Genomic DNA, 24,114 nt, shown 5'->3' with positions numbered 1-24,114 from the left:
CCCGATGGCGATACGAATGCGTGCCGCTGCCCCCATATAAGGTCACCCCGAGTACGCGCCAAAGGCGCACTGGCAGGCGAAAAAAGGCGCAACTATTGCGATGCAAAGGAGGGGCGTCTAATGCCGTAAACGCCTACCCTATGCCGAATCGGCATGATGTCTTTGAAATAAAACGTGCGTACTCATCGGTTCGAATACGCCATTTCGGCAGGCAAAAATGCCGTGAACCGGCCATTTTCCGCGCAACGGGGTTTTTGTCCGGCCTCGTAAAAAGCGCTCAAAGGACGGAAGAATGAAGCACACTTGAAAGAGCGGATCGGGCGGATAAATCTCCGATATACGGTCGGATGCGGGGGAGTGGAGCAGCGTGGAAAAACGATGGTGGTACGCAGGGGTGGCGCAGACGCCAGAATAGCCAACCGCTCTGGCATGAACTTTACAACGCACGAAGCTCCACGCAAGTTCGCCAGTCGTCATGACTGTGCGAGCCTGCGTGGAAGCTTTTTCCTGACCCGGCCCTTTCGCAGGCACCCCTTGTGCCCGTAGGTCACTGCGCCCTTAGACGGGCAGAGCGTCCCGGCCCCTTGGTCATGCATCGGCCCTCTTCGGACTGTGCAGAGGAGAAAAACAACGTGCTTTTCTCGCTTTCAGAATCAGTACCAGTTCGGATCTTTCTTGAGTTGCTCCATTAACAGTTCTTGCATACCTTCATCAGGATTGCCGAGGAACCGGTAATCGGCATGACGTGTCGGCGACTTGTCGGCCGGAAGTCCGGCAGGGACTTCAACCAGCAATGCATAAGCCTCGTCCTTGTCGAAACTGAAAGCGACGAACAAGCGCTTGCTGCGGCATGTCGCCTGGGTTTCGCACAACGGACCGACCAGGTATTTGTCGCCATCTTCCTCGACAGCATTCATCTGCTGCGAATCGCCTGACAGGTTCATCACCCATTCCGGCAGGCGTTCTTCCTTTTTAACCACTTGCTGCCAAGTCTCGACATATTGCGGGTCGGCCTTGAGCAACTGATTGACCCGCATCTGTCCGTCGTTGGCAGCCATGGCCATGGTGCCGCCGCCCAGCAGCAGGGCGGCGACCAATCCTTTGAGTGCGACGCTCATGGTCAGCCTCGGCCGCGGCGGCCAAAGAAGAAGGAAGCGATGAACATCACCAGGAACACGACAAAGAGAATCTTGGCGATGCCCGTGGCGGTGCCTGCGATACCACCGAAGCCCAGTACTGCGGCGATGATGGCAATGATCAGGAAAGTAATTGCCCAGCTCAACATGGTGATTCTCCTTACGCTTTTCTATTTAGTTAGGGTCTTGCAGTGATGGTTCCGGTGCAGTGGACGACCGGTTCATCGAGTTAAAACACCCAGCGCTCCTCGCGGGGCATGCCGCTCTCAGCCTGATCGACTTCCATCATTCGCATCGAGGCGGAAATATCCGAGAGGCTGCTGACAGCGCTGAAATGAGTTTGCGGGGCGCGCTGAATTGACAACAGAGGCGCTTCAGGCTGTTGGCTCTGATGCCAAAGCATCAACTGCTGGCCAGCCACAAGCGTGATCAGCAGGGCCACTGCTGCCCACAAACCCTGCTGAACATGCAGGGCAGAGATTCGAAACTGAGCGGCACGTTGACGATTCATCCTGAAATTCCTCCCCACCCCGAGTGGTGACCTGGTTGAGGCGCCTTGACGCCACGTTGAGCTAACCATTGCACTCGGCATGCCAGAATTTTTGGCGATATAAATATCTTTAAAATCAATTAGTTATGGATGACTTGCGAGCCAGCCGGAGCGCATCCTGCACGATGGCCACGACAAAGGTCGTGCGTAATGCACGAACGGCGGAGATAGACGCGATAGAATCTTTTTGAATTGCCCGTCGGAAATAGATGTCGGAATGGGGCAAGCCATACCGTACGAGGCGGCCGCGGGCGCAAAAAAGGGACCTAAATCAACCTTTTAGGAGTCAGACACTCGCAAGTACGCTGTCGGTGGGTAATATCCCCTCAGAAACGACCATGCAACTTGCCCGATTTTTCTGACACTAACCAACATCATTCATTAAAGGAGCGTAGGAAAAATGGAATCCGCCACTGAGCATCAAGGCCGCATTCTGCTGGTAGACGACGAGTCCGCCATCCTGCGTACATTCCGTTATTGCCTGGAAGACGAAGGCTACAGCGTCGCCACCGCCAACAGCGCCGCCCAGGCGGACACCCTGCTGCAGCGGCAGGTGTTTGACCTGTGCTTTCTGGACTTGCGCCTGGGAGAAGACAACGGCCTTGATGTCCTGGCGCAAATGCGCATCCAGGCACCCTGGATGCGGGTGGTGATTGTCACCGCCCACTCGGCGGTCGACACCGCCGTTGATGCGATCCAGGCCGGCGCCGCCGATTATCTGGTCAAGCCTTGCAGCCCCGATCAACTGCGCCTGGCGACCGCCAAACAGTTAGAGGTGCGCCAGTTGTCGGCGCGACTGGAAGCCCTGGAAGGGGAAGTGCGCAAACCCAATGACGGCCTCGACTCCCACAGCCCGGCGATGAAAGTCGTGCTCGAAACCGCTCGCCAGGTCGCCAGCACTGACGCCAACATTCTGATCCTTGGCGAGTCCGGCACCGGTAAGGGCGAACTGGCCCGAGCCATCCATGGCTGGAGCAAACGCGCGAAGAAGTCCTGCGTCACGATCAACTGCCCGTCGTTGACCGCTGAATTGATGGAAAGCGAACTGTTCGGCCACAGCCGCGGTGCATTTACCGGTGCCAGTGAAAGCACGCTGGGACGGGTCAACCAGGCCGACGGCGGTACGCTTTTTCTCGACGAAATCGGCGATTTTCCCCTGACATTGCAGCCCAAGTTGCTGCGTTTCATTCAGGACAAGGAATACGAACGGGTCGGCGATCCGGTGACCCGTCGTGCCGATGTGCGGATCCTCGCGGCGACCAACCTCAACCTTGAAGACATGGTGCGCGACGGGCGCTTTCGCGAAGACCTGCTGTACCGCCTGAATGTGATTACCCTGCATCTGCCACCACTGCGCGAGCGGGCCGAAGACATTCTGACGTTGGCCGACCGCTTCCTGGCGCGCTTCGTCAAGGAATACGCCCGCCCGGCGCGCGGCTTCAGCGACGAGGCTCGTGAAGCGCTGCTAGGCTATCGCTGGCCTGGCAACATCCGGGAGCTGCGCAACGTGGTCGAGCGCGCCAGCATCATCTGCGCGCAGGAAAAAGTCGAAATCAGCCACTTGGGCATGGCCGAGCAACCCGTCAACAATGCACCGCGAATCGGGGCTGCGCTAAGCCTCGACGAATTGGAAAAGGCGCATATTGGCGCAGTGCTGGCCACGGCCGACACGCTGGATCAGGCCGCCAAGACTCTGGGAATCGATGCCTCCACGCTGTATCGCAAACGCAAGCAGTACAATCTGTGAGCGTCATCTTATGAAACTGGCGATGAAGCTGCGCACACGGCTGTTTCTGAGTATCTCGGCGCTGATTACCGTGGCACTGCTGGGGCTGTTGCTTGGCCTGGTCAGCGTGGTGCAGATGGCCAATACCCAAGAACAATCGGTGCGCGACAACTTCATCCTGCTCGACCTGGGCCTCAAGCTGCGTCAGACCCTGGGCGACCAGTTGATGATCATGCTCGATGAGAAGCCCGACCTGGTGGCTCTGGAAGCATCCAAACGGCAATACTTCGAGTTGCTCGACGAGGGCATCGCCCACGAACAGGTGCTGGACGATTCAGCCGACAGCTTCAGCAAGGCCAAAGCCGATTACATCAGTTTTCTGGAGGCTTTTTCAGCCTCTCGCCAGCTACCGGCCCAACTGTCCGGTATCCAGAACCTCACCGAAAAATTCAACGTGCTGCGCACGGGCTTGATCGACGCGTATCGGCAGGCGCTGAACAACATCAGCGACACCCAGAACAAAGCTCGCGAGCGCGCGTTGCTGATTTCCGGATTACTGGGGCTGGTAGGGTTGGCGGTGCTGATCATCGGCTTCATCACAGCCCACGGTATCGCCCGACGTTTCGGGGCGCCGATCGAGGCGCTGGCGGCGGCGGCGGATAATATCGGCCAGGGCAACTTCGAAGTGACGCTGCCGATCTCCTCGGCCTCGGAACTGAACTTGCTGACCCGTCGTTTCGGCATCATGGCCCAGGCTCTGCGCGAGCATCAGGCCACCAACGTCGATGAGCTGCTCGCCGGCCAGCAACGCTTGCAAGCGGTACTCGACAGCATCGACGACGGCTTGCTGATGATCGATCGCCAGGGTCGCCTGGAGCACCTCAATCCGGTGGCCCAGCGTCAATTGGGCTGGGACGAGGAGCGCCTGGGCCAGGGATTGGGCGAGGCGCTGGAACGCAAGGATCTGGATGAGGAACTGCAACTGGTGCTGCGCGGGGGAACGCTGGAGCGGGCGCCGGACGACTTGAGCATCGAAGTGGATGGCGAGTCGCGGTTGCTGACGTATAGCCTCACCCCCGTAAGCCATACCCAGGGGCACATCCTCGGGGCGGTGATGGTGTTGCACGATGTCACCGAACAACGCGCTTTCGAAAGGGTGCGCAGTGAATTCGTGTTGCGCGCGTCCCACGAGCTGCGTACCCCAGTGACCGGCATGCACATGGCGTTCGGCCTGTTGCAGGAGCGCGTGCATTTTCCTGAGGAATCGCGCGAAGCCGATCTGCTCAACACCGTCAACGAAGAAATGCAGCGCCTGATGCAGCTCATCAATGACCTGCTGAACTTCTCCCGCTACCAGAACGGTCTGCAAAAACTGACGCTGGCACCTTGTTCCATCGAAGAACTGCTGGAGTCGGCCCGGCTGCGGTTTGCCGCGCAGGCCCAGGCCAAGGGCATCCAATTGCTCGTGGCGATCCAGGGACCCTTACCGCGCCTGCATGCCGACGCTGCGCAACTGGACCGGGTGCTGGATAACCTGATCGACAATGCCATGCGTCACACGGGCGACCACGGTCAGATCCGCCTGCAGGCCCGTCGCCACGGCGAGCGGGTGATCATCAGCGTCGAGGACAATGGTGAGGGCATTCCCTACGGCCAGCAGGGACGGATCTTCGAACCTTTCGTCCAGGTCGGTCGCAAGAAGGGCGGCGCAGGGCTGGGGCTGGCGCTGTGCAAGGAAATCGTCCAGCTCCACGGTGGGCGCATGGGCGTTTATTCACGGCCGGGGCAGGGCACACAGTTCTATATGGCGCTGGCGGTCTGAGTCGGTTCAGGCCTCATCGTCCAGGCGTCGCCCCAACAGGCGCCGGCCGCGGGTAATCAGCTCGATCAACTGCACGGCACTGAGCGCATGGGCAAACAGCCAACCCTGCCCGAAAGTCACGCCTTCGCTGCTCAGGTAAGACGCCTGGGCTTCATGCTCGATGCCCTCGGCAATCACCTTGAGCTCTAACGCGTGGGCCATGCGGATAATATGCGGGGCCACACCGCTGCTGGCGGCATCGTGCCCCAAGGCGTCAATGAAGGCTTTGTCGATTTTCAAGCAGTCCACCGGCAAGGTTTGCAGGTAGGCGAGGCTGCAATAGCCCGTGCCGAAATCATCGATCAACACCTGATGCCCGACATCGCGCAGCGATTGCAGATTATCCCGGGCGACCAGGACATCGACCAATCCGCGTTCGGTCACTTCAAAGGCTATCTGGTGCGCCGACACCCGATGCAACGCCAGCAGGCGGGCGATCACTTCGCCGATACGTGGCACCATGACGTCGCACGCTGCCAGGTTCACCGAGATGTACAGCTGCGGATTGGCCCGCAGCAGCTGACCCAACTGGTCGAACAGGCGTTGCAGCACGAAGTCTGTGATCTGACGGATCTGCCCGGTGTTCTCTGCCATCGGAATGAACAGATCCGGGCTGGTGAGGGTGCCGTCCGGGCGCCGCCAGCGCAACAGGGCTTCAGCACCGACGCAATTGCGACTGCGCAGGTCGAAGATCGGCTGGTACAGCACCTGCAATTCCCCGCGCCGGATGGCCCCGTGCAGTTCGGCGTCCATCGATTGGCGCTGACGCGCCAGCAGGAATACCTGGAAACCAATCCCCAGGCCCAGCATCAGGCTGATGGGCAGCAACCACCAGGCGTTGGAGGGAATATTGAAACCATTGCGTTGAGCAATCAGCACCAGTTGATATTCCGGGCTGTCGGTCTGCATCCGATAGATCAGGCGGTTCTGCGTCACTTGCAATGCATTGCGGCTTTTCGAGGGCCAAGGCTCCGTGGGCGGCCAGTATTGATCGGTACCCAGCACCGGTATCGCCCGCTCGCCATGATCGAGCACTACAAGCAGGCTACTGCCGGGGGGCAGGTCGACCACGTCGGTCAGATGCCCGCGGGAAGTCGCAACGCGAAAATTGCCACGCCCCAGCATCAATGCAGCACGGTTTTCATCCGGCTCGGTGGTGGTATTGAGCCAGTAGCTGTAGGTCGGCCCCCGGATGTCAGGCGGTCGGATCACCGATAACCCGCTGCGGCGTGGACGATTGGAACAAACCCCGCTGCTATCGATATACGCCGCTTCGTAGACGAAACGGTAGTTGAAGCTGACCTGCTGCAACGTCGCGATCATGTCGTCGTCGCATCTGCGCAACGGCTGGTTTTGCAGATCGTCGAGGCTTTCGCGCAACTGTCCGAAAAGCTGCTCGAGTCGCTGCAGAAAGCGCTCGCCCTGAGCATTCATCTGGTCGCTTTCGCGCTGCTGGATTTGCTGCATCACCACGAACAGACTGGCGCCCAGCAATAGCACGGTACTCAGGACAGCCGCCATCATCGCCAGGAGAAACGGGCGATGGAGCCAGCTTTGCAGGGTTTCGCGGGCAGGCGTCATCATTGGTAATCCGAAAGTTACCAATGAGTTATAGCTTCTGATTTGGATTTAGCCCTGACCGTCGGACGGGCGTCATTATTTTGTCTGGTTGAGCACCTGCAGGATAGCCGCACTTTGCGCATCCGGCATGCCGTCGAACCGGGTCGGCCGGAAGCGCATCTGGAAGGCAGCGAGCACATGATGAGTGGCCACATCCCATTCGCCGGTGCGGGGCGTCGGGTAACCGAAACGGGCCAGCTCGGCCTGGAACCAACTGGCGTTCGGTACCTGCGCCGCGAAAACCGCCTGCTGGCGGATTACCGCCTGCTCGTCTGGCCAAATCCCCACCCCAGCTTGCGCCAGGCGCTTCCAGGGAAACAGCGGCCCAGGGTCAAGCTTGCGCATCGGGGCAATATCGCTATGCCCAATGATGTTGCGCGGGTTGATCCCATTACGCTGGGAGATGTCCTTGAGCAAGGCGATCAAGGCCTGGACCTGAGCTTCGCTGTAGGGATACCAGAGGCGCCCGGTGGGCGTATCGACGAAACCGGGATTGACGATCTCAATGCCGATGGAGCTGGAATTGAGCCAGGTCCGGCCATCCCATTCACTGTCTCCGGCGTGCCAGGCGCGCCGGCCTTCATCTACCAGCTTGTAGACGGTCGCGTTTTTATCATCGCCGATCAGGTAATGCGCACTGACTTCGCCGTGGGTGAGCAGAGCCAGGGACCGCTCCAGGGACGCGGAAGTGTAATGCAGCACCACGAACTGGATACGGTTGTCATGATTGACTGAAGGGTGGCTGGTATCGAGCCTGGGGCCGCTGGCGCAACCGGCCAGAACCAGTAAGAAGGCAATGAGCGAAAAAAATTTCATGGCAGGTGCATTACACGCTGGGGGTAATGCAACAGTGTAACGTATCGCGTTGCGATGATCTGGCTCGGATAACGGGATTCACAAAATGGAACAATTGCCTTCAGCCCCATTCCACTCGATTGCGCCCAGCATTTTTGGCTCTGTATAGCGCCTGATCGGCTCTTTTAAGCACCGAATCGCTGTGCTCCCCGCTTTTGAACGCGGTCATGCCCACAGACACGGTGATCGTGACCGGCTCACCCTTGAAGTGAAACGGGCAGGCCTCGATGGCTGCGCGCAGGGACTCGGCCAGTCTTGCTCCGGCCGCCAGCGGCGTGTCGGGCACCAGCAGGACAAATTCCTCACCGCCAAAGCGGGCGATAAAATCGCTGCCACGCAAACGTCTGCGCAGCACCGAAGCGATGATCTTCAGCACCCGATCACCTGCCAGGTGGCCGTAGTTATCGTTGATGCGCTTGAAGTGATCCAGATCGAGCATGGCCAGCAGCAGACTGTTGCCGTGCCGCTGCCATTGGGCAACTTCCTGTTCGAGACGCTCAGACCAGGCGGCGCGGTTAGGCAGCCCAGTGAGCGGATCGATAAGCGCTTTTTGCCGCTGCTCTTCAAGATTATCCCGGACAACCTGGGCATCCTGCTCCATCAGCGCGACGCGCTCGGCCAGGCTTTTGAGGCGAGCCGACACTTCCTGCTCGCGCTGATCGCGCTGCTTCTGGTGCTGGTCCATCGTGCCGAGCAGGCCTTCGAGGTGGTTCTCCAGCACTTGCTTGAGACCTTCCAGGTCATCAGCTTCCTGCACGCTGCTTTGCAAGCCATCCACCTGCTCGCGAATCTGCGTGTCCATTTCCCGGGAGGCCGACTGGTTATCGGCATGGTCTTCACTGGCTGCCCGTAAACTGCTCTGGAAGGACTCAAGCCGGTCATTGAGGCGCTGCAGGTACGCTTCGAATTCATGTTGGCCGGTGTCGGTAATTGCCAGCATGAGCACGGCAAGATCGTCGAGAATTGGCAGTAATTCATACCAGTTCAAGCCATTTTGCAGCCGTTCGCGCATGGCCTCGGCCTGGGGACGATGACGCTCGGGCAGGGTCAGGTCGCCCAGCAGGCCCAACAGGGTGTCTTCTATATGCCTGGCCACCGAACTGTAGGACGGCTCGGGTGAGTCGGGCAGTTCATAATGGTCGTCCTCCGGCTCAGACGCTGCCGGCTCGACCGCGGCCGAGGGTTCGACGGGCTCTTCCGGGAGGGGCAGCGACTCGTCCAACGCTTGCGGCGGCTCCTCGGGCATCAGCTCATCAGGGTTCCCAAGGGCGGGTACCGGCACCGCCTGTTCCGTGGGAATCGGCGCCGGCTCGGTTGCCTCCTCCTGCTCGGTAGCTTCATCTCGTTCCAGAGTCGGCTCGGCAGCTTCGGATACCGGTGACGGAGAGCGTTCTGGATCGGGATCGACCATTGGCGGAATGAACGCGACCGGTTCAGGCGCTTCATCGACCGTTGCCGCGGGTCCGGCTAACACTGCCGGGGCTGGAACTGGAGTTATGACAGGCGCAGCGTCAGTCGCTAACTGTGCCGGTGCCGGCGGTGTCGTTTCCAAAACCGGCACCGCGCTGCGCTGGGCAGGTTCGTGCGGCGGAGGCGCCGCTTCTTCCTGGCCGTGGCCACCAAACAACCGTTGCAGCAGGCCGGGACGATTCGGTTCAGTGGGCGCTTCCAGCACACTCAGCGCCTGGCCCTGCAAGCTGCTCAGTTCACTGAGCAGCAAAGGAATCTCCCGAGCCTGGTCCACCCGGTCTTCCAACTGCTTGGAAAACTTTTTCAAGGGCCGGCTGACTTCCTTTGGCAGCGGCAAGGTTTGCAACTGAGCGACCAGGGAAGTCAATGCGGCGCTCACCTGTTCGACCCGAGTCTCGCGACGCTGCTCGGAATCAAGCACAGCTTTTTCCAGGCGGGGCAAAAGAGCGGCGAGGGCGGCATCCATGTCATCGCTGCGTACCACTTCGCGCATTTCTTTCATGCACTGATCGACCGCCCGGTCAGTGCCTTCGGCGGCCAGCGTACTGCGCACCAGGCCGCGACGCAGCAAGTCGAGCCGAGCCGCCCAGCGGCGCTCGAGCTTTTCTTGCTGTTCGATGCTCTTGAAGTACTTCTCTCTCCAGCGTTCGGCTTCGTCGCTCATTCATGGGATCCGCGAGGGGCAGGACTCAGTGCGGGGAATGCATCCGCCGTGAGCGAACCCGGCAGACGAATTTCGACCGCGACAGGCAGGTGGTCGGAAATGGGGTGAGCCAGCACCTCGAACCGTTCGAGGGTCAAGGTGGGGCTCAGCAGAATATGGTCCAGACAGCGCTGGGGGCGCCAGCTGGGGAATGTGGCTTCGAGTTGTGGGGCGAGCAGCCCAAGATCACGTAACGGCGAATTTTGCAGCAAGTCGTTGGCATGGGTATTCATGTCGCCCATCAATACCTGGTGCTTGTAGTCACCAATCAGCTCGCGGATGTAGGCCAGTTGCATCGTTCGGGTACGAGCCCCAAGGGCCAGGTGCATCATGACCACGATCAACGCCTCTGGACCTTCGCCAAAGCGCGCCAGGATCGCTCCGCGCCCCTTGGGACCGGGTAACGGGTGGTCTTCTATCGCCCACGGCCGCAGGCGGCTCAACACACCATTGCTGTGCTGACCCAGGCGCCCGAGGTTGCGATTGAGTTGTTGGTACCAGTAGGGGAAAGCACCCAGTTGCGCCAGATGCTCCACCTGATTGACGTAGCCCGATCTCAGGCTCCCACCGTCAGCCTCTTGCAAGGCCACCAGGTCGAAATCTTTCAGCAGGTCGCCGATCTTCTGCAGGTTGACGGCGCGTCCGGTGTGCGGCAGCAGATGTTGCCAGCCACGGGTCAGGTAATGCCGGTAACGCTCTGTGCTGATGCCCACCTGAATATTGAAACTGAGCAGCCGCAGGCAGTTGTCGGCAGGCAGGCCCGTGGAGGCGATATGATGCTCATTGACCCGCGGTTCATGCAGGCCAACGACGCGTTCGGTGCTCCAGCGGGCCATGGTCAGCGCCGCGCTTAGTTAGCGGCGGCCTTGGTTGCCGCTCGTTCTTTGGCAATCAGTTGGTCGGCCAGCTCCAGCGCCTGGTTAGCACCACCGGCCGAACCGATATCAAAGCGGTATTTACCGTTGACGACCATGGTGGGTACGCCAGTGATCTCGTATTTCTTGGCAAGTTCTTTGGCTTTGTTGATCTGGCCCTTGATGGCGAAGGAGTTGAACGTCGCCAGAAACTTGTCCTTGTCCACACCTTGGGTGGCGAGGAATTCAGCCATTTCTTCAGGATCGGTCAGACGCTTCTTCTCAACCTGGATCTCATTGAACACTGCAGCGTGAACCTTGTGCTCGACGCCCATGGCTTCGAGGGTCAGGAACATCTGGCCGTGGGCGTCCCATGGGCCGCCGAACATGGCCGGAATGCGTACGAAGTTAACGTCCGAAGGCAGTTTCTCGACCCATGGGTTGATGACCGGCTCGAACGCGTAGCAATGCGGGCAGCCGTACCAGAACAGTTCCACCACTTCGATCTTGCCAGGCACGGCCACCGGAACGGGATTGCTCAATTCGACGTAAGGGGCTTTCGATTCCTCGGCGTTGGCTTGGGCGGCCATGCCGAACAGGCTGACAGCGGCGAGCGCGGCGCTGATGATCAGATTACGCATGCTTTACTCCTGGACAATGAGGTGACCTCGCGAGGCGTGTTTTTCAGACAGGCCGTGACGGGTTCAAGTTCGCTAGTGTAACGGTAGCGGCCACAAAAAAGGGCGGCCAAAGCCACCCTTTTGATGTTCGCATCGACAGATTAATCGAGCGTTAACGTTGCAAGAGATGTAAACCCTCACAACGCCCGGCCAACGGTCTTAGTGCAGGCCCTGAATGTAGCTGGCCACCGCCGCGATCTCTTCGTCGCTCAGCTTGCGGGCAATGGTGCGCATCATCGCCTCGCCATCATTGTTACGACCGTCTGCTTCCTTGCGGAAGTCAGTCAGCTGCTTGGCAATGTACTGAGCGTGCTGGCCCCCAAGGTGCGGGAAGCCGGCCGCTGCGTTACCTTTGCCGTCAGGCGAGTGGCAACCGGTGCAAGCTGGAAGCCCCTTTTCCAGGTTGCCTCCGCGAAACAGCGCTTCACCACGTGCGACCAGTTTTGGATCGGCGGCGCCAACGCTGCCCTTCTGGCTGGCGAAATAAGCCGCCATGTCCGCCAGGTCCTGATCGTTCAGGTTGGTCAGCAGGCCGGTCATTTCCAGCACGACACGCTTGCCGTCCTTGATGTCCTTCAACTGCTTGGTCAGGTAACGCTCGCCCTGGCCCGCCAGTTTCGGAAAGTTTGGTGCCATGCTGTTGCCATCCGGACCATGGCAGGCCCCACATACGGCGGCTTTCGCCTGGCCGGCGGCGGCATCGCCAGCGGCATGGGCTACGCCGGATATCCCCAATGTCAACAGCAGACTCACGATCAGTTTGTTCATCAGCTAATCCAACTACGGCTAAGGGTTAAAGAGTTATGGACCGGGTTTACTCGCTCATCCACTGGATGATGGCTCGGTAATCCTCGGCACTGCAGTCCATGCACAAACCACGCGGCGGCATCGCCTTGAAACCCTGGGTCACGTGTTGCACCAGCGTCTCCATACCTTTCGCCAACCTCGGCGTCCAAGCTTCCTGATCACCCTTGCGGGGTGCCATGGGGAGTTGGCCGGAATGACAGGCACCACAAACACGGTTGTACACAGCTTCCGGATCCTGTGTAGCCTGAGCGCTGTAAAGCGGCATCAAGACACCGGCAGCTAGCAGCCATTTCGTCATAAAACGACCTTTTCAGGGTTGAGAGCGAGCTGCGTTCTAGTGCGCAATTTCAGTCGGTCGCTCCCGTGAGCTTCATCCTACGCTGGGACAAAGCGCACACAAAATCTGCGGCATTATATACTGGCGTCACTGAAACGGAAACGACACAGCTTGCCGCGTCCATTCCCGACGCCACCCACATCGGAAATCCCATGCAACTGAAGAACCCCATCCTCGGCCTGTGCCAACAGTCCACCTTCATGCTCAGCGCCGCCAAAGTCGATCAATGCCCCGACGATGAAGGCTTTGAAGTGGCTTTCGCCGGGCGTTCCAACGCCGGTAAATCCAGCGCACTGAACACCCTGACCCATGCAAGCCTGGCACGCACCTCGAAAACTCCGGGCCGCACGCAGCTCTTGAACTTCTTCAAGCTAGACGATGAACGCCGTTTGGTCGACCTGCCCGGCTACGGCTACGCGAAAGTACCGATCCCGCTCAAACAACACTGGCAGCGCCATCTGGAAGCCTACCTGGGCAGCCGCGAGAGTTTGAAAGGCTTGATTCTGATGATGGACATCCGCCATCCGATGACCGACTTCGATCTGCTGATGCTCGACTGGACTGTCGCCAGCGGCATGCCGATGCACATCCTGCTGACCAAGGCAGACAAGCTCACCTACGGCGCAGCCAAGAACACCCTGCTCAAAGTGCAGTCGGAAATTCGCAAAGGGTGGGGCGAGACGATCACCATCCAGTTGTTCTCGGCGCCCAAGCGCATGGGCCTGGAAGAGGCCTACACTGTATTGGCCGACTGGATGGAATTGGCAGACAAGGGCAGCGAAGAGGCGGAATAAGCCAAATCGCGGGCAAAAAAAACCCCGGACTTCGTATGGGGAGGGGGAAGTTCGGGGTCCAAGTTCCGGACCGCTAGGGCGGGGTCCAGATATCTGCCAACACTTAACACAACATAGGAGCATTGAAGGGCTTCACCAGCCTTTCAGAAACTCTGAGTAGCAATTCACGGTTTTAGTTCAGATTATTTTTGGAAATAACCTTAGGAATTTTCCGAACTAATGAGGCCAGGATTCGATTTGGCGAGGGGATTTCCCTCGCCACAGGGCCAACCATATCCTCCCGACCCACACAGGTCCCCGCAATTTCAGCAGTTGAGACTCAGTGAGCCTCATCCCAGTTATTGCCCACGCCCACTTCCACCAGAAGCGGCACATCCAGCGTGGCGGCGGCGCTCATGTGCTGGCGAATTTCCTCGCGCACCTGGTCGACCAGATCCTCGCGCACCTCCAGCACCAATTCGTCGTGGACCTGCAGGATGACCTTGGCATCCAGCCCCGACGCAGTCAGCCAGCGATCCACCGCCACCATGGCTTTCTTGATGATATCTGCCGCTGTGCCCTGCATCGGCGCGTTGATGGCCGTGCGTTCTGCGCCTTTGCGCAAAGCAGGATTTTTCGCGTTGATATCCGGCAGGTACAACCGACGCCCGAAAATGGTCTCGACGTAACCTTGCTCAGCTGCCTGGGCGCGGGTGCGCTCCATGTAGGCCAGTACGCCTGGGTAGCGGGCAAAGTAGCGGTCGATGTAAGCCTGGGACTGCTTGCGATCCACACCGATCTGCTTGGCCAGACCGAAAGCACTCATGCCGTAGATCAGGCCGAAGTTGATCGCCTTGGCGCTGCGGCGCTGGTCATGAGTGACGGCGTCCAGCTCTACGCCGAAAACCTCGGCGGCGGTGGCCCGGTGCACATCCAGATTATTGCGGAAGGCGTGGAGCAGGCCTTCATCCTTGGCCAGATGCGCCATGATCCGCAGTTCAATCTGCGAGTAGTCCGCCGCCAGCAGCTTGTAGCCTTTCGGCGCAACGAATGCCTGACGAATCCTGCGGCCTTCGGCGGTGCGAATCGGAATGTTCTGCAGGTTGGGGTCGATCGAGGACAGTCGCCCGGTAGCGGCGACGGCTTGCTGATAATTGGTATGAACGCGGCCCGTGCGGCTGTTGATCTGCTCCGGCAGGCGGTCGGTGTAGGTGCTCTTGAGCTTGCTCAGCGAGCGGTACTGCATCAATACCTTGGGCAGCGGATAATCCTGCTCGGCCAGCTCGGCCAGCACCGCTTCGGCGGTAGACGCCTGGCCCTTGGCGGTTTTGCTGAGCACCGGTAAGCCAAGTTTTTCGTAGAGGATCACCCCCAGTTGCTTGGGTGAACCCAAGTTGAATTCCTCCCCGGCGATGGCAAATGCCTCGCGCTCCAGGGCCACCAGCTTCTCGCCCAACTCAACGCTCTGCACCCCCAGCAGGTTGGCATCGACCAGCGCACCCTGGCGCTCAATGCGTGCCAGGACCGGCATCAGCGGCATTTCGATTTCGTTGAGCACCTTGCCCAGACTTGGCGTGGCAGCCAGTTTTTCCTGCAAGGCCTGGTGCAGGCGGAAAGTCACGTCCGCATCTTCGGCGGCGTAAGGGCCGGCCAGTTCCAGGGCAATCTGGTCAAAGGTCAGCTGTTTGACGCCTTTGCCGGCGATGTCCTGGATATCGGTCTTGCTTTGTCCCAGGTACTTGAGCGCCAGGCTGTCCATGTCGTGACGGGTTGCTGTGGAGTCCAGTACGTAGGACTCAAGCATGGTATCGAAGGCAATGCCTTGCACAAGAATGCCGTTGTTTTGATCACCACCGATGGCGCAGTTGGCCAGGATGTTGGTTTCGAATTTGGCATGCTGGCCGACCTTGAGCTTGTTCGGGTTCTCCAGCAATGGCTTGAGCGCCTTGAGCACCGTGTCGCGATCCAGTTGCTCCGGCACGCCCATGTAGGAATGGGTCAAGGGAACGTAGGCCGCCTCAAAGGGCGCGACGGCAAACGACAACCCTACGAGTTGCGCATGCTGGGCGTCGTTACCATTGGTTTCGGTGACGAAAGCAAACAGCGGCGCCTGTTCAAGCTTGGCGAGCCAGGCGTCGAAACGTGCCTGGTCGAGAATGATCTCGTACTTGGCCTCAGCGGCGCCGGGTTGTTCGTCGGCAGCTTCGACGATCTCCTGACCGGCACGCTTGGCATCGCGCTGGTTTTCTTCGAACCAGCTCTTGAACTCCAGCAGGGTATACAGCTCGGCGAGTTTCTCGTGATCCGGCTGGCCCATTTGCAGGTCGTCGAGACCGACATCCAACGGCACGTCGGTCTTGATGGTCGCCAGTTCGTAGGAGAGGAGGGCCATTTCCTTGTGTTCTTCGAGTTTGGCGGCCAGGGTCTTGGCGCCACGAATCGGCAAGGTGGCGACGATGTCCAGTTGCGCATACAGCTCGGTCAGGCCGCCATTGACGCCCACCAGCAGGCCGGAGGCGGTCTTCGGCCCGATGCCCGGAACACCGGGGATGTTGTCGGAAGAATCGCCCATCAATGCCAGATAATCGATGATCTGCTCCGGAGCGACGCCAAACTTCTCCTTCACGCCAGCCACGTCCAGGGCGCTACCGGTCATGGTGTTGACCAAGGTAATGTGCCCGTCGACCAGTTGCGCCATGTCTTTGTCGCCGGTGGAGATCACCACCGGCCGGTCGGCTGCGGCGCTGCTACGGGCCAGGGTGCCGATCACGTCATCGGCTTCGACGTTGTCCACGCACAGCAGCGGGAAGCCCAGGGCCTTGACGCTGGCATGCAGCGGCTCAATCTGCACGCGCATGTCGTCGGGCATGCTGGGGCGGTTGGCCTTGTATTCGGCGTACAGCTCATCGCGAAAGGTCCCACCCTTGGCATCGAACACCACGGCGAACGGGCTGTCCGGATACTGCTTGCGCAGGCTCTTGAGCATGTTCAGCACGCCCTTGACCGCGCCTGTCGGCAGGCCTTTGGAGGTGGTCAACGGTGGTAGCGCGTGAAAGGCGCGATAAAGATAAGAAGAACCGTCCACCAGGACGAGGGGGGCTTGGCTCATGAGCAGGATCAACCTTTTCGGCGGGTCCGGGGCTAGAATAGCGGGACCGTTGACGACAAAGGGACAAGGTTATCATGCGTACACTAAATCGCCTGTTACTGGCTGGCTTGTTTGCAATCACCCCGCTGGCCGTCATGGCGGCGGACGACGCCCCCTCGGCGGACCCGGATGTCACCATCCGCACCGAAGGCGATAGAACCATTCAGGAGTACCGGCAAAACGGCTTTTTGTACGCGATCAAGGTCACGCCCAAAAACGGCAAGCCTTATTTCCTGGTCCGTGCCGATGGCAGCGACGGGAATTTCATCCGCTCGGATCAGCCGGATATGCTGATTCCATCGTGGAAAATCTTTGAGTGGTAATACCGCTCTCGACTTCAACCGGCGCTCACTGATGGGCGCCCGTACTGGCAGTTTTTAACCATGTCTGTGTTCACTCCCCTGGCTCGGCCCGAGCTGGAAACCTTTCTCGCCCCGTATGGGCTTGGCCGCCTGCTTGATTTCCAGGGGATCGCCGCCGGCAGCGAAAACACCAATTTTTTTATCAGCCTGGAGCAGGGTGAATTTGTCCTGACCCTGGTGGAACGCGGCCCGGTGCAGGAAATGCCGTTCTTCATCGAGCTGTTGGATGTGCTGCATGACGCCGACCTGCCGGTGCCTTACGCCTTGCGTACCACCGACGGCGTTGCGCTGCGAGAGCTGGCCGGCAAGCCGGCGCTGCTGCAACCGCGCCTGGCCGGCAAGCACATCAAGCAGGCCAACGCACAGCATTGCGCCCAGGTAGGGGAGTTACTGGCCCATCTGCACCTGGCGACCAAGGACAACATGATCAAGCGCAAGACTGATCGCGGCCTGGACTGGATGCAGGAGGAGGGCGCGAAGCTGTTGTCGCACCTGGATGCCGAACCCCGTCGGTTGCTAGAGGCTGCGCTGGATGAAATCGCCCAACAGAAGGTAAAAATTCTGGCGCTGCCCCGAGCCAACATCCACGCGGACCTGTTCCGCGACAATGCGATGTTCGAGGGCACACACCTGACCGGGCTGATCGACTTCTACAACGCCTGCTCCGGGCCAATGCTGTATGACGTTGCCATCGCCCTGAACGACTGGTGTTCGGATGACAACGGTGTGCTCGATGGCCCACGGACGCGGGCCTTGTTGGGGGCTTATGCGGCGCTGCGCCCATTCACGGCCGCCGAGGCCGAGTCATGGCCGACGATGCTGCGCGTGGCATGCGTGCGCTTCTGGCTGTCACGGTTGATCGCCGCCGAGTCTTTTGCCGGGCAGGATGTACTGATCCACGATCCGATGGAGTTTCAGCAGCGGTTGGCGCAGCGGCAGACGGTCAGTGCGATGTTGCCGTTCGCCCTCTGACGCAACTGAATGCCTCTGTGGCGAGGGAGCTTGCTCCCGCTGGGGTGCGCAGCAGCCCTAAGATTTTGCGGTCGCTGCGCAACCGAGCGGGAGCAAGCTCCCTCGCCACAGGGTTTGCGCTCGGCAGTTATAGCGACTCCAGGCACCCAGCCAAGTCATTCCCCAACTTCTCCAGCAACTGCTCATACCCTTGCGCCGTCGCAGGGGTATAGCCGCCCAGCGCATCCAGCTCCGCCAATTTCACCGGTAACCCGGCCACCAGGGTTTCGGCCAGGCGCGGGCGCAGGGGCGGTTCGCTGAAGACGCACGTCTTGCCCACGGCCTGCAAGCGATTGCGCATCGCCGCCACGTGTTGGGCGCCGGGCTGGACTTCGGTGGCCACGGCAAAAACTCCGGCGTGCTTGAGGCCGTAGTGGTCTTCGAAATAGTCGAACGCTTCGTGGAACACGAAATACGGCTTGCCCGCGACGCCGGCCAGACGGGTCTTCAAACGCGCATCCAGCGCATCGAGACGCTGGTTGAAACTCTTGAGGTTGCTTTGAAAGCGGCTGGCATTGGCCGGATCGGCCGCGCTCAGGTCGGCAGCCATCTTGGCGGCAATCACCCGGGCATTGGTTGGCGAGAGCCACAGATGGGCATCGATGGTGCCGGGGCGATGGTCGTGATCATGCTCATCGGCGTCATGCTCATCTTCGGCGTGGGAATGACTGTCCTGGGCGAAGTGACGCAACTTGAGCCCCGGCACGTCCTGCACCGCGACGGACGGCAACGTACGACCGTTCAGCACGCGCGGCAGGAAACTTTCCATGTCGGGGCCAATCCAGTAGAGCAAATCCACCGACTGCACCTTCCGTACGTCGGAAGGCCGCAGGGCGTAATGGTGAGGTGAAGCGCCGGGCGGCAGCAGGACCTCAGGAACCGCCACGCCGTCCTGCACCGCGGCGGCAATCAGTTGCAATGGCTTGATGCTGGTAAGCACTTTGACTTCGGCCTGGGCCGGGCCGATCAGCAGAAAACTGGCGACAAAAGCGACAAAGATCGAAAAATTTCGGGACACGATGACCACTCGAAGAGGCGAGAACGGGTAACATAATAACGTCTCTCACTAAAATCGTCGCTGCCCATGCCTATTACGCCCCTTGCCAGTCGTCCCCATGACCATTCTCACTGCGTGCACACCGCGCTGTCCGAGGCCGACGCCATCTGCGCGCGCCAAGGGTTGCGCCTGACCGCTTTGCGTCGACGCGTGCTGGAGCTGGTCTGGCAAAGCCACAAGCCGCTGGGCGCCTACGACATACTCGCGGTGCTCAGTGAGCAGGACGGCCGCCGCGCCGCGCCGCCCACGGTTTATCGGGCGCTGGATTTCCTGCTGGAAAACGGCCTGGTGCATCGCATCTCGTCGTTGAATGCCTTCGTTGGCTGCAATCATCCGGAACATGCGCACCAGGGCCAGTTCCTGATCTGTCGCGAATGCCACGCAGCCATCGAGCTGGAGCAGAAGTCCATCAGCGATGCCATCGTTGCCAGCGCCAAAGAAGTGGGTTTCGTGGTTGATACCCAGACCGTCGAAGTGGTCGGGCTCTGCTCCGGTTGCCAGGGGGCCTGATGAGCAATGCGTTGATCCGTCTCGAGCACGTAGGCGTGACGTTCGCCGGCCAGAGCGTGCTGGATAACATCCACCTGAGCGTCGAGCCGGGGCAGATCGTCACCCTGATCGGCCCCAACGGCGCCGGCAAGACGACCCTGGTGCGTGCCGTGCTGGGGTTGCTCAAACCCGACAGCGGCAGCGTCTGGCGCAAGCCGAAGCTGCGGGTCGGTTACATGCCGCAAAAGCTTCATGTGGACCCGACGCTGCCCCTGTCGGTCCTGCGCTTCTTGCGCCTGGTGCCTGGCGTGGATCGCGCACGGGCCCTGGCGGCGCTCAACGAAGTCGGTGCCGAACAGGTGATCGACAGTCCGGTACAAAGTGTTTCCGGCGGTGAGATGCAGCGCGTGTTGCTGGCTCGCGCCCTGCTGCGCGAACCCGAGTTGCTGGTGCTCGACGAGCCCGTGCAAGGGGTCGACGTGGCCGGTCAGGCCGAGCTGTACAGCCTGATCACCCGCCTGCGCGACCGTCACCGCTGCGGCGTGCTGATGGTTTCCCATGACCTTCACCTGGTCATGAGCACCACTGACCAGGTGGTCTGCCTCAATCGCCACGTCTGCTGTTCCGGGCATCCCGAGCAGGTCAGCGGCGATCCGGCATTCGTCGAACTGTTCGGAAAGAACGCACAAAGCCTGGCGATTTATCACCACCATCACGACCACGCCCATGACCTGCATGGTTCGGTGGTCAGCGACTCGTCTGTTACTACCCATGTTCATGGAGATGGCTGCAAGCATGGCTGATTTTCTGTTGTACGCCCTGCTCGCAGGCTTGGCCCTCGCGATGGTGGCCGGCCCCCTGGGCTCGTTCGTGGTCTGGCGGCGCATGGCCTATTTCGGCGATACCTTGTCCCACGCGGCCTTGCTGGGCGTGGCCCTGGGCTTTTTGCTGGACGTCAGCCCCGCAGTGGCGGTGACCGTCGGCTGCCTGTTGCTGGCGGTGCTGCTGGTGACGCTGCAACAGCGTCAACCGCTGGCGTCCGACACGCTGCTGGGCATTCTGGCGCCCAGCACCCTGTCTCTCGGGCTGGTGGTACTAAGCTTCATGCATGACGTGCGGATTGATCTGATGGCCTACCTGTTTGGCGATCTGCTTGCCATCAGCCCCATGGATCTTTCGTGGATCCTGGGTGGCAGCGCGGCCGTCCTGCTGCTGCTGGTAGCGCTCTGGCGCCCGTTGCTGGCGGTTACGGTGCATGAGGAACTGGCGCGGGTCGAAGGCTTGCCCGTGGTGGGTTTGCGGCTGGCGTTGATGCTGTTGATTGCGGTGGTCATTGCCGTGGCGATGAAAATCGTCGGTGTATTGCTGATTACTTCTTTGCTGATTATCCCGGCAGCCGCAGCACAGCGGCACGCCCGCTCCCCGGAGCAGATGGCCCTGGGCGCCAGCCTGCTGGGCATGCTCGCAGTATGCGGCGGGCTGGCGCTATCGTGGTTCAAGGACACCCCGGCCGGGCCGTCGATTGTGGTCAGCGCCGCCGCGCTATTTCTGCTGAGTTTTGTCCTGCCCCGCCGAGGGGTGTAGACTTGCTCGCTTTTTGCGCAAATAGAGAGTCGCAGGAATGAAGCCGTTCGCCTCCCGTTATCTGCTCCTTGTCGCATTTTCTCTGCTGCTGGGCGCCTGCCAGAGTTCGCCGCCAGTCGCCGAAGCCCCCGACACCCGGGGCCCGGCCCTTGCGCAGTTTGAACAGAGCCTGGCCGGCAATGAGCTGGCCACTGCTGAAGACCAACTGGCCGCCTTGCAGGCCCAGTCGCCGGAAGACCCGGCGCTGGAACCCTACCAACGGCAACTGGCCGAGGCGTATCTGCGCCGCAGCCAAATTGACCTGCAAAAAGGCGATGTAAACGCCGCCGCCACCGCCCTGAGCCGAGCCCGAGCCTTGATGCCCAAGGCGCCGGCGCTCTCCGGTGAGGTCAACAGCGCCATTGCCGAGGCCCGCAAGGTCGAGCTGGAAAAAGCCGAAGCCGCCCTCAAGGCCGCCGAAGCCAAACCGGTCGCCAAAGTGATCGACCCGAGTGCTGAAAGCACGACAGTTGCGCTGAATATCGGCGATATCCAGAAAATGCGTCGACAACTGGATGCCATTGCCGCCGACGTGGTGAATTTTCAATGTGACGTCAGCATCCAGGCGCCGCGCACCGACGATTATCCGTGGTTGGCGACTTTGCTGACCAAGCGGGTCAAGAAACTGGACCCGGGGTTTGATTTGAAACTGCAGAAGCAGATTCTGCGCAACGTGCCGGCGCAAATGGTGCTGACACCGCGCAATCCTTAAAAAACATCGCGAGCAAGCTCGCTCCCACAGTGGTTTTGTGTCGATCACAAAGCCTCATGTGGGAGCGAGCCTGCTCGCGATAGCGTCCTACCAACAAAAGCTCTTTCAGCCGCCCATCAAGCCGGAATCGCCTTGGCCTTAGGCTCCCGCGCCCACACCCGATGTTGGGCAATAGCGTCGAAGAATGCCGGGAACTGGCTGGCATCCGCGTCAGGAATCAGCCCCGCATCCGCCTCCAGCTTCAACAGCACCAGCAATTGCCGGGCCTCGCCGTTGAGCGCGATGGCTTTCAGGTGCTTGTAGGCTTCCAGTACGTAATGCAACGCCACACCGTCCGCACTCAAGGCTTTGATCGATTCCGCGCCACCTGGGACGAACACCGCATCAAAGGCAATGGACGGCATACCTTCCATGGACGCATCCACCGGCAGCTTTTGCCCAGCGGCTGTGGTGACCGGTGCGGAGGTTGGCCCCAGCACTTTGGCGTGAGCCCCCTTGGCTTCCAGGGCTTGCTTGAGCGCATCGATAATCGCTCCATCGACACCGTTGGCCACCAGCACAGCCACCTTACGGGTCTTGATGTCCCCGGACAGCAGGTTCGCCTGACTCAAGGCGGGGGATTGTTCCAACGAAGGTTTCGGTACGTCCACGGTGCAGGCGGTCGGTGCTGGCAGCCCGAGGTTTATTGCCACCCGCTCGGCCAACTTCAGATCAATGTTGGCGAGGATTTCATTGACCTGTCGTGCCCGAATGAACTCCCGCTCCACCTTGCCCAGTTCGAAACTGTAGGCGGCGATGATGTGTTCCTGCTCGTGGGGGCTCATGCTGTTGTAGAACAGCCGCGCTTGGGAAAAGTGATCGCCAAACGACTCGCTGCGTTGACGAATCTTGTGGGCATCAATGCGCTCTGGATAACTTTCGAAGCCGCCGTCCTGCGGGCCGGGCGGGGTTTCCTTCGGCCAGCCGCCATCGATGGAGTTCGGCTCGTAGGAAGCGCGGCCCTTGTCGATGGTGGTGCGGTGCATGGCGTCACGCTGGCCGTTATGCACCGGAGTAATCGCCCGGTTGATCGGCAGCTCATGAAAATTCGGCCCACCGAGTCGGCTGATTTGCGTATCGGTGTAGGAAAACAGCCGGCCTTGCAGCAGCGGATCATTGGTGAAATCGATGCCCGGCACGATATGCCCAGGGCAGAACGCGACTTGCTCGACCTCGGCAAAGAAGTTATCCGGGTTGCGGTTCAATACCATCTTGCCCAGGGGCGTGATAGGAACGAGCTCTTCGGGAATGAGCTTGGTGGGGTCGAGGAGGTCGAAGTCGAACTTATGCTCGTCTTCCTCGGGGACAATTTGTACGCCAAATTCCCATTCCGGGTAGTCCCCCATCTCGATCGATTCCCAAAGATCGCGACGGTGGTAGTCGGTATCTTTACCGGCGAGCTTCTGCGCTTCGTCCCACACCAGCGAACAGGTGCCGACTGTGGGGCGCCAGTGGAATTTGACGAAGCTGCTCCGGCCCTCGGCGTTGATCATGCGGAAGGTGTGTACGCCGAAACCCTGCATGGATCGCAGGCTTTTGGGAATGGCCCTGTCAGACATGGCCCAAATCACCATATGGGCCGACTCCGGCACCAGCGAGACAAAATCCCAGAAGGTGTCGTGGGCCGAACCGCCCGTGGGAATTTCATTGTGGGGTTCGGGTTTCACCGCATGGACGAAGTCTGGAAACTTCACCGCATCCTGGATGAAAAACACCGGCATGTTGTTGCCCACCAAGTCGAAGTTGCCTTCGTCGGTAAAGAACTTCACCGCAAAGCCCCGCACATCTCGCACGGTGTCGCCGGATCCTCGTGGACCTTGCACCGTGGAAAAACGCACAAATACCGGCGTTTTTTTGCTCGGATCCTGTAGGAAACCAGCCTTGGTCAGCGCCGAATGCGCTTCATAACTCTGAAAGTAGCCATGGGCACCGGTGCCGCGAGCGTGGACAATGCGCTCCGGAATGCGCTCATGGTCAAAGTGCGTGATCTTCTCACGCATGATGAAGTCTTCCAGCAATGAAGGCCCGCGCGCCCCGACTCGGAGGGTGTTCTGGTTGTCGGCAATCTTCACGCCCTGATTGGTGCGCAGCGCCTGCTCGGTGGCGTCGGAGCGAAACTGTTCCAGGCTTTCAAGCTTGGCGTTGGTGTTGCCGCGATCCAGCGTGTCGGTCCCGGCCAGTTGGCTTTCGGTGCCGGTGGGCTTGTTGGTACTCATCAGACATAACTCCTCGTTGCGATCCCCGCCGTGGCCAGGACTCTTGAGTTCGATGCCGCAGGCACGGTACCCGGGCATTTTCGAG

General features: G+C 60.1%; 22 protein-coding genes. 9 read left to right on the top strand and 13 right to left on the bottom strand.

Translation table 11 applies throughout. From position 1 onward, the window contains the following. Nucleotides 1-653: 653 nt before the first annotated feature. The 3 genes from GKKCFE_RS26195 to GKKCFE_RS26185 all read right to left on the bottom strand — a co-directional run bounded on the left by GKKCFE_RS26195 (nucleotide 654) and on the right by GKKCFE_RS26185 (nucleotide 1,647). On the bottom strand, nucleotides 654-1,118 hold the full coding sequence (locus GKKCFE_RS26195) for an inhibitor of vertebrate lysozyme family protein (RefSeq protein ID WP_047229795.1): 465 nt from the start codon (nucleotides 1,116-1,118) through the stop codon (nucleotides 654-656). 2 nt (nucleotides 1,119-1,120) lie between these two features. Next, nucleotides 1,121-1,285, bottom strand: coding sequence for a DUF1328 domain-containing protein (locus tag GKKCFE_RS26190; protein ID WP_003177151.1), 165 nt, complete (start codon nucleotides 1,283-1,285; stop codon nucleotides 1,121-1,123). A gap of 80 nt (nucleotides 1,286-1,365) precedes the next feature. Further along, nucleotides 1,366-1,647, bottom strand: coding sequence for a hypothetical protein (locus GKKCFE_RS26185; RefSeq protein WP_139048722.1), 282 nt, complete (start codon nucleotides 1,645-1,647; stop codon nucleotides 1,366-1,368). 439 nt (nucleotides 1,648-2,086) lie between these two features. Between GKKCFE_RS26185 and algB the strand changes: the two genes are divergently transcribed. Both algB and GKKCFE_RS26175 read left to right on the top strand, forming a co-directional pair. Beyond that, nucleotides 2,087-3,433, top strand: a complete 1,347-nt coding sequence (gene algB / locus GKKCFE_RS26180) for a sigma-54-dependent response regulator transcription factor AlgB (RefSeq protein ID WP_047229793.1) — start codon at nucleotides 2,087-2,089, stop codon at nucleotides 3,431-3,433. Nucleotides 3,434-3,443: 10 nt separating this feature from the next. Beyond that, on the top strand, nucleotides 3,444-5,234 hold the full coding sequence (locus tag GKKCFE_RS26175) for an ATP-binding protein (RefSeq protein WP_047229792.1): 1,791 nt from the start codon (nucleotides 3,444-3,446) through the stop codon (nucleotides 5,232-5,234). Nucleotides 5,235-5,240: 6 nt separating this feature from the next. Here the strand turns inward: GKKCFE_RS26175 and GKKCFE_RS26170 are convergent, their stop codons facing one another. From GKKCFE_RS26170 to GKKCFE_RS26140, 7 genes are all read right to left on the bottom strand, one after another. Next, nucleotides 5,241-6,854 (bottom strand): EAL domain-containing protein, encoded by a 1,614-nt coding sequence (locus GKKCFE_RS26170; RefSeq protein WP_076386507.1) that lies wholly within the window; start codon nucleotides 6,852-6,854, stop codon nucleotides 5,241-5,243. Nucleotides 6,855-6,929: 75 nt separating this feature from the next. After that, nucleotides 6,930-7,709, bottom strand: coding sequence for an N-acetylmuramoyl-L-alanine amidase (locus GKKCFE_RS26165; protein WP_188252220.1), 780 nt, complete (start codon nucleotides 7,707-7,709; stop codon nucleotides 6,930-6,932). 100 nt (nucleotides 7,710-7,809) lie between these two features. Continuing rightward, entirely contained in the window at nucleotides 7,810-9,882 is a 2,073-nt protein-coding gene (locus tag GKKCFE_RS26160; protein WP_445577290.1) for a diguanylate cyclase, read from the bottom strand. Beyond that, entirely contained in the window at nucleotides 9,879-10,757 is an 879-nt protein-coding gene (locus tag GKKCFE_RS26155) for an endonuclease/exonuclease/phosphatase family protein (protein WP_047229789.1), read from the bottom strand. The genes GKKCFE_RS26160 and GKKCFE_RS26155 overlap by 4 nt, the downstream gene beginning before the upstream one ends. Before the next feature lie 14 nt (nucleotides 10,758-10,771). Further along, nucleotides 10,772-11,416: a thiol:disulfide interchange protein DsbA/DsbL gene (locus GKKCFE_RS26150; RefSeq protein WP_047229788.1), complete on the bottom strand. Its 645-nt coding sequence runs from the start codon at nucleotides 11,414-11,416 to the stop codon at nucleotides 10,772-10,774. 198 nt (nucleotides 11,417-11,614) lie between these two features. Beyond that, nucleotides 11,615-12,223: a c-type cytochrome gene (locus GKKCFE_RS26145; protein ID WP_047229787.1), complete on the bottom strand. Its 609-nt coding sequence runs from the start codon at nucleotides 12,221-12,223 to the stop codon at nucleotides 11,615-11,617. Nucleotides 12,224-12,269: 46 nt separating this feature from the next. Continuing rightward, nucleotides 12,270-12,560 (bottom strand): c-type cytochrome, encoded by a 291-nt coding sequence (locus tag GKKCFE_RS26140; RefSeq protein WP_003196231.1) that lies wholly within the window; start codon nucleotides 12,558-12,560, stop codon nucleotides 12,270-12,272. A 191-nt stretch (nucleotides 12,561-12,751) separates the two neighbouring features. Between GKKCFE_RS26140 and yihA the strand changes: the two genes are divergently transcribed. After that, nucleotides 12,752-13,393: a ribosome biogenesis GTP-binding protein YihA/YsxC gene (yihA, locus tag GKKCFE_RS26135; RefSeq protein WP_445577289.1), complete on the top strand. Its 642-nt coding sequence runs from the start codon at nucleotides 12,752-12,754 to the stop codon at nucleotides 13,391-13,393. Between the two features lie 319 nt (nucleotides 13,394-13,712). Here the strand turns inward: yihA and polA are convergent, their stop codons facing one another. Continuing rightward, nucleotides 13,713-16,481, bottom strand: a complete 2,769-nt coding sequence (gene polA / locus GKKCFE_RS26130; RefSeq protein WP_076383148.1) for a DNA polymerase I — start codon at nucleotides 16,479-16,481, stop codon at nucleotides 13,713-13,715. 74 nt (nucleotides 16,482-16,555) lie between these two features. On the opposite strand from polA, the gene GKKCFE_RS26125 reads away from it, so the two are divergent. Both GKKCFE_RS26125 and GKKCFE_RS26120 read left to right on the top strand, forming a co-directional pair. After that, nucleotides 16,556-16,843 (top strand): DUF2782 domain-containing protein, encoded by a 288-nt coding sequence (locus GKKCFE_RS26125; protein ID WP_047229784.1) that lies wholly within the window; start codon nucleotides 16,556-16,558, stop codon nucleotides 16,841-16,843. 60 nt (nucleotides 16,844-16,903) lie between these two features. Next, nucleotides 16,904-17,854 (top strand): homoserine kinase, encoded by a 951-nt coding sequence (locus GKKCFE_RS26120; protein WP_445577288.1) that lies wholly within the window; start codon nucleotides 16,904-16,906, stop codon nucleotides 17,852-17,854. 127 nt (nucleotides 17,855-17,981) lie between these two features. On the opposite strand, the gene znuA is transcribed toward GKKCFE_RS26120, so the two are convergent. Then, nucleotides 17,982-18,911 carry a zinc ABC transporter substrate-binding protein ZnuA gene (gene znuA / locus GKKCFE_RS26115; RefSeq protein WP_445577287.1) on the bottom strand — a complete coding sequence of 310 codons (930 nt, stop codon included), beginning with the start codon at nucleotides 18,909-18,911 and terminating at the stop codon, nucleotides 17,982-17,984. Nucleotides 18,912-18,977: 66 nt separating this feature from the next. Here znuA and zur point away from each other — a divergent pair, with 66 nt between their 5' ends. Genes zur through GKKCFE_RS26095 form a run of 4 tightly spaced genes read left to right on the top strand, consistent with a single transcriptional unit; the run spans nucleotide 18,978 to nucleotide 21,774 of the window. Then, the gene (gene zur / locus GKKCFE_RS26110; RefSeq protein ID WP_047229782.1) at nucleotides 18,978-19,460 is read left to right on the top strand and encodes a zinc uptake transcriptional repressor Zur; all 483 of its coding nucleotides are present in this window, start codon (nucleotides 18,978-18,980) and stop codon (nucleotides 19,458-19,460) included. Beyond that, the gene (znuC, locus tag GKKCFE_RS26105; protein WP_047229781.1) at nucleotides 19,460-20,242 is read left to right on the top strand and encodes a zinc ABC transporter ATP-binding protein ZnuC; all 783 of its coding nucleotides are present in this window, start codon (nucleotides 19,460-19,462) and stop codon (nucleotides 20,240-20,242) included. Before zur ends, znuC begins: the two co-directional genes overlap by 1 nt. Next, nucleotides 20,235-21,023, top strand: coding sequence for a zinc ABC transporter permease subunit ZnuB (gene znuB, locus GKKCFE_RS26100; protein ID WP_047229780.1), 789 nt, complete (start codon nucleotides 20,235-20,237; stop codon nucleotides 21,021-21,023). Before znuC ends, znuB begins: the two co-directional genes overlap by 8 nt. 37 nt (nucleotides 21,024-21,060) lie before the next feature. Next, nucleotides 21,061-21,774: a PA5502 family lipoprotein gene (locus tag GKKCFE_RS26095; RefSeq protein WP_047229779.1), complete on the top strand. Its 714-nt coding sequence runs from the start codon at nucleotides 21,061-21,063 to the stop codon at nucleotides 21,772-21,774. A 116-nt stretch (nucleotides 21,775-21,890) separates the two neighbouring features. On the opposite strand, the gene katE is transcribed toward GKKCFE_RS26095, so the two are convergent. Then, nucleotides 21,891-24,029 (bottom strand): catalase HPII, encoded by a 2,139-nt coding sequence (gene katE, locus GKKCFE_RS26090; RefSeq protein WP_047229778.1) that lies wholly within the window; start codon nucleotides 24,027-24,029, stop codon nucleotides 21,891-21,893. Nucleotides 24,030-24,114: the final 85 nt, after the last annotated feature.

The organism is Pseudomonas sp. E141 (assembly GCF_052659885.1).
The sequence above is the reverse complement of the archived record's forward strand: the minus strand, read 5'-3'. Positions and strand labels throughout refer to the sequence as shown.

Excerpts from the sequence above, each read along its gene's own strand:
- GKKCFE_RS26195 (WP_047229795.1), bottom strand. The coding sequence starts at position 1,118 with ATGAGCGTCGCACTCAAAGGATTGGTCGCCGCCCTGCTGCTGGGCGGC.
- GKKCFE_RS26190 (WP_003177151.1), bottom strand. The coding sequence starts at position 1,285 with ATGTTGAGCTGGGCAATTACTTTCCTGATCATTGCCATCATCGCCGCA.
- GKKCFE_RS26185 (WP_139048722.1), bottom strand. The coding sequence starts at position 1,647 with ATGAATCGTCAACGTGCCGCTCAGTTTCGAATCTCTGCCCTGCATGTT.
- algB (WP_047229793.1), top strand. The coding sequence starts at position 2,087 with ATGGAATCCGCCACTGAGCATCAAGGCCGCATTCTGCTGGTAGACGAC.
- GKKCFE_RS26175 (WP_047229792.1), top strand. The coding sequence starts at position 3,444 with ATGAAACTGGCGATGAAGCTGCGCACACGGCTGTTTCTGAGTATCTCG.
- GKKCFE_RS26170 (WP_076386507.1), bottom strand. The coding sequence starts at position 6,854 with ATGACGCCTGCCCGCGAAACCCTGCAAAGCTGGCTCCATCGCCCGTTT.
- GKKCFE_RS26165 (WP_188252220.1), bottom strand. The coding sequence starts at position 7,709 with ATGAAATTTTTTTCGCTCATTGCCTTCTTACTGGTTCTGGCCGGTTGC.
- GKKCFE_RS26160 (WP_445577290.1), bottom strand. The coding sequence starts at position 9,882 with ATGAGCGACGAAGCCGAACGCTGGAGAGAGAAGTACTTCAAGAGCATC.
- GKKCFE_RS26155 (WP_047229789.1), bottom strand. The coding sequence starts at position 10,757 with ATGGCCCGCTGGAGCACCGAACGCGTCGTTGGCCTGCATGAACCGCGG.
- GKKCFE_RS26150 (WP_047229788.1), bottom strand. The coding sequence starts at position 11,416 with ATGCGTAATCTGATCATCAGCGCCGCGCTCGCCGCTGTCAGCCTGTTC.
- GKKCFE_RS26145 (WP_047229787.1), bottom strand. The coding sequence starts at position 12,223 with ATGAACAAACTGATCGTGAGTCTGCTGTTGACATTGGGGATATCCGGC.
- GKKCFE_RS26140 (WP_003196231.1), bottom strand. The coding sequence starts at position 12,560 with ATGACGAAATGGCTGCTAGCTGCCGGTGTCTTGATGCCGCTTTACAGC.
- yihA (WP_445577289.1), top strand. The coding sequence starts at position 12,752 with ATGCAACTGAAGAACCCCATCCTCGGCCTGTGCCAACAGTCCACCTTC.
- polA (WP_076383148.1), bottom strand. The coding sequence starts at position 16,481 with ATGAGCCAAGCCCCCCTCGTCCTGGTGGACGGTTCTTCTTATCTTTAT.
- GKKCFE_RS26125 (WP_047229784.1), top strand. The coding sequence starts at position 16,556 with ATGCGTACACTAAATCGCCTGTTACTGGCTGGCTTGTTTGCAATCACC.
- GKKCFE_RS26120 (WP_445577288.1), top strand. The coding sequence starts at position 16,904 with ATGTCTGTGTTCACTCCCCTGGCTCGGCCCGAGCTGGAAACCTTTCTC.
- zur (WP_047229782.1), top strand. The coding sequence starts at position 18,978 with ATGCCTATTACGCCCCTTGCCAGTCGTCCCCATGACCATTCTCACTGC.
- znuC (WP_047229781.1), top strand. The coding sequence starts at position 19,460 with ATGAGCAATGCGTTGATCCGTCTCGAGCACGTAGGCGTGACGTTCGCC.
- znuB (WP_047229780.1), top strand. The coding sequence starts at position 20,235 with ATGGCTGATTTTCTGTTGTACGCCCTGCTCGCAGGCTTGGCCCTCGCG.
- GKKCFE_RS26095 (WP_047229779.1), top strand. The coding sequence starts at position 21,061 with ATGAAGCCGTTCGCCTCCCGTTATCTGCTCCTTGTCGCATTTTCTCTG.
- katE (WP_047229778.1), bottom strand. The coding sequence starts at position 24,029 with ATGAGTACCAACAAGCCCACCGGCACCGAAAGCCAACTGGCCGGGACC.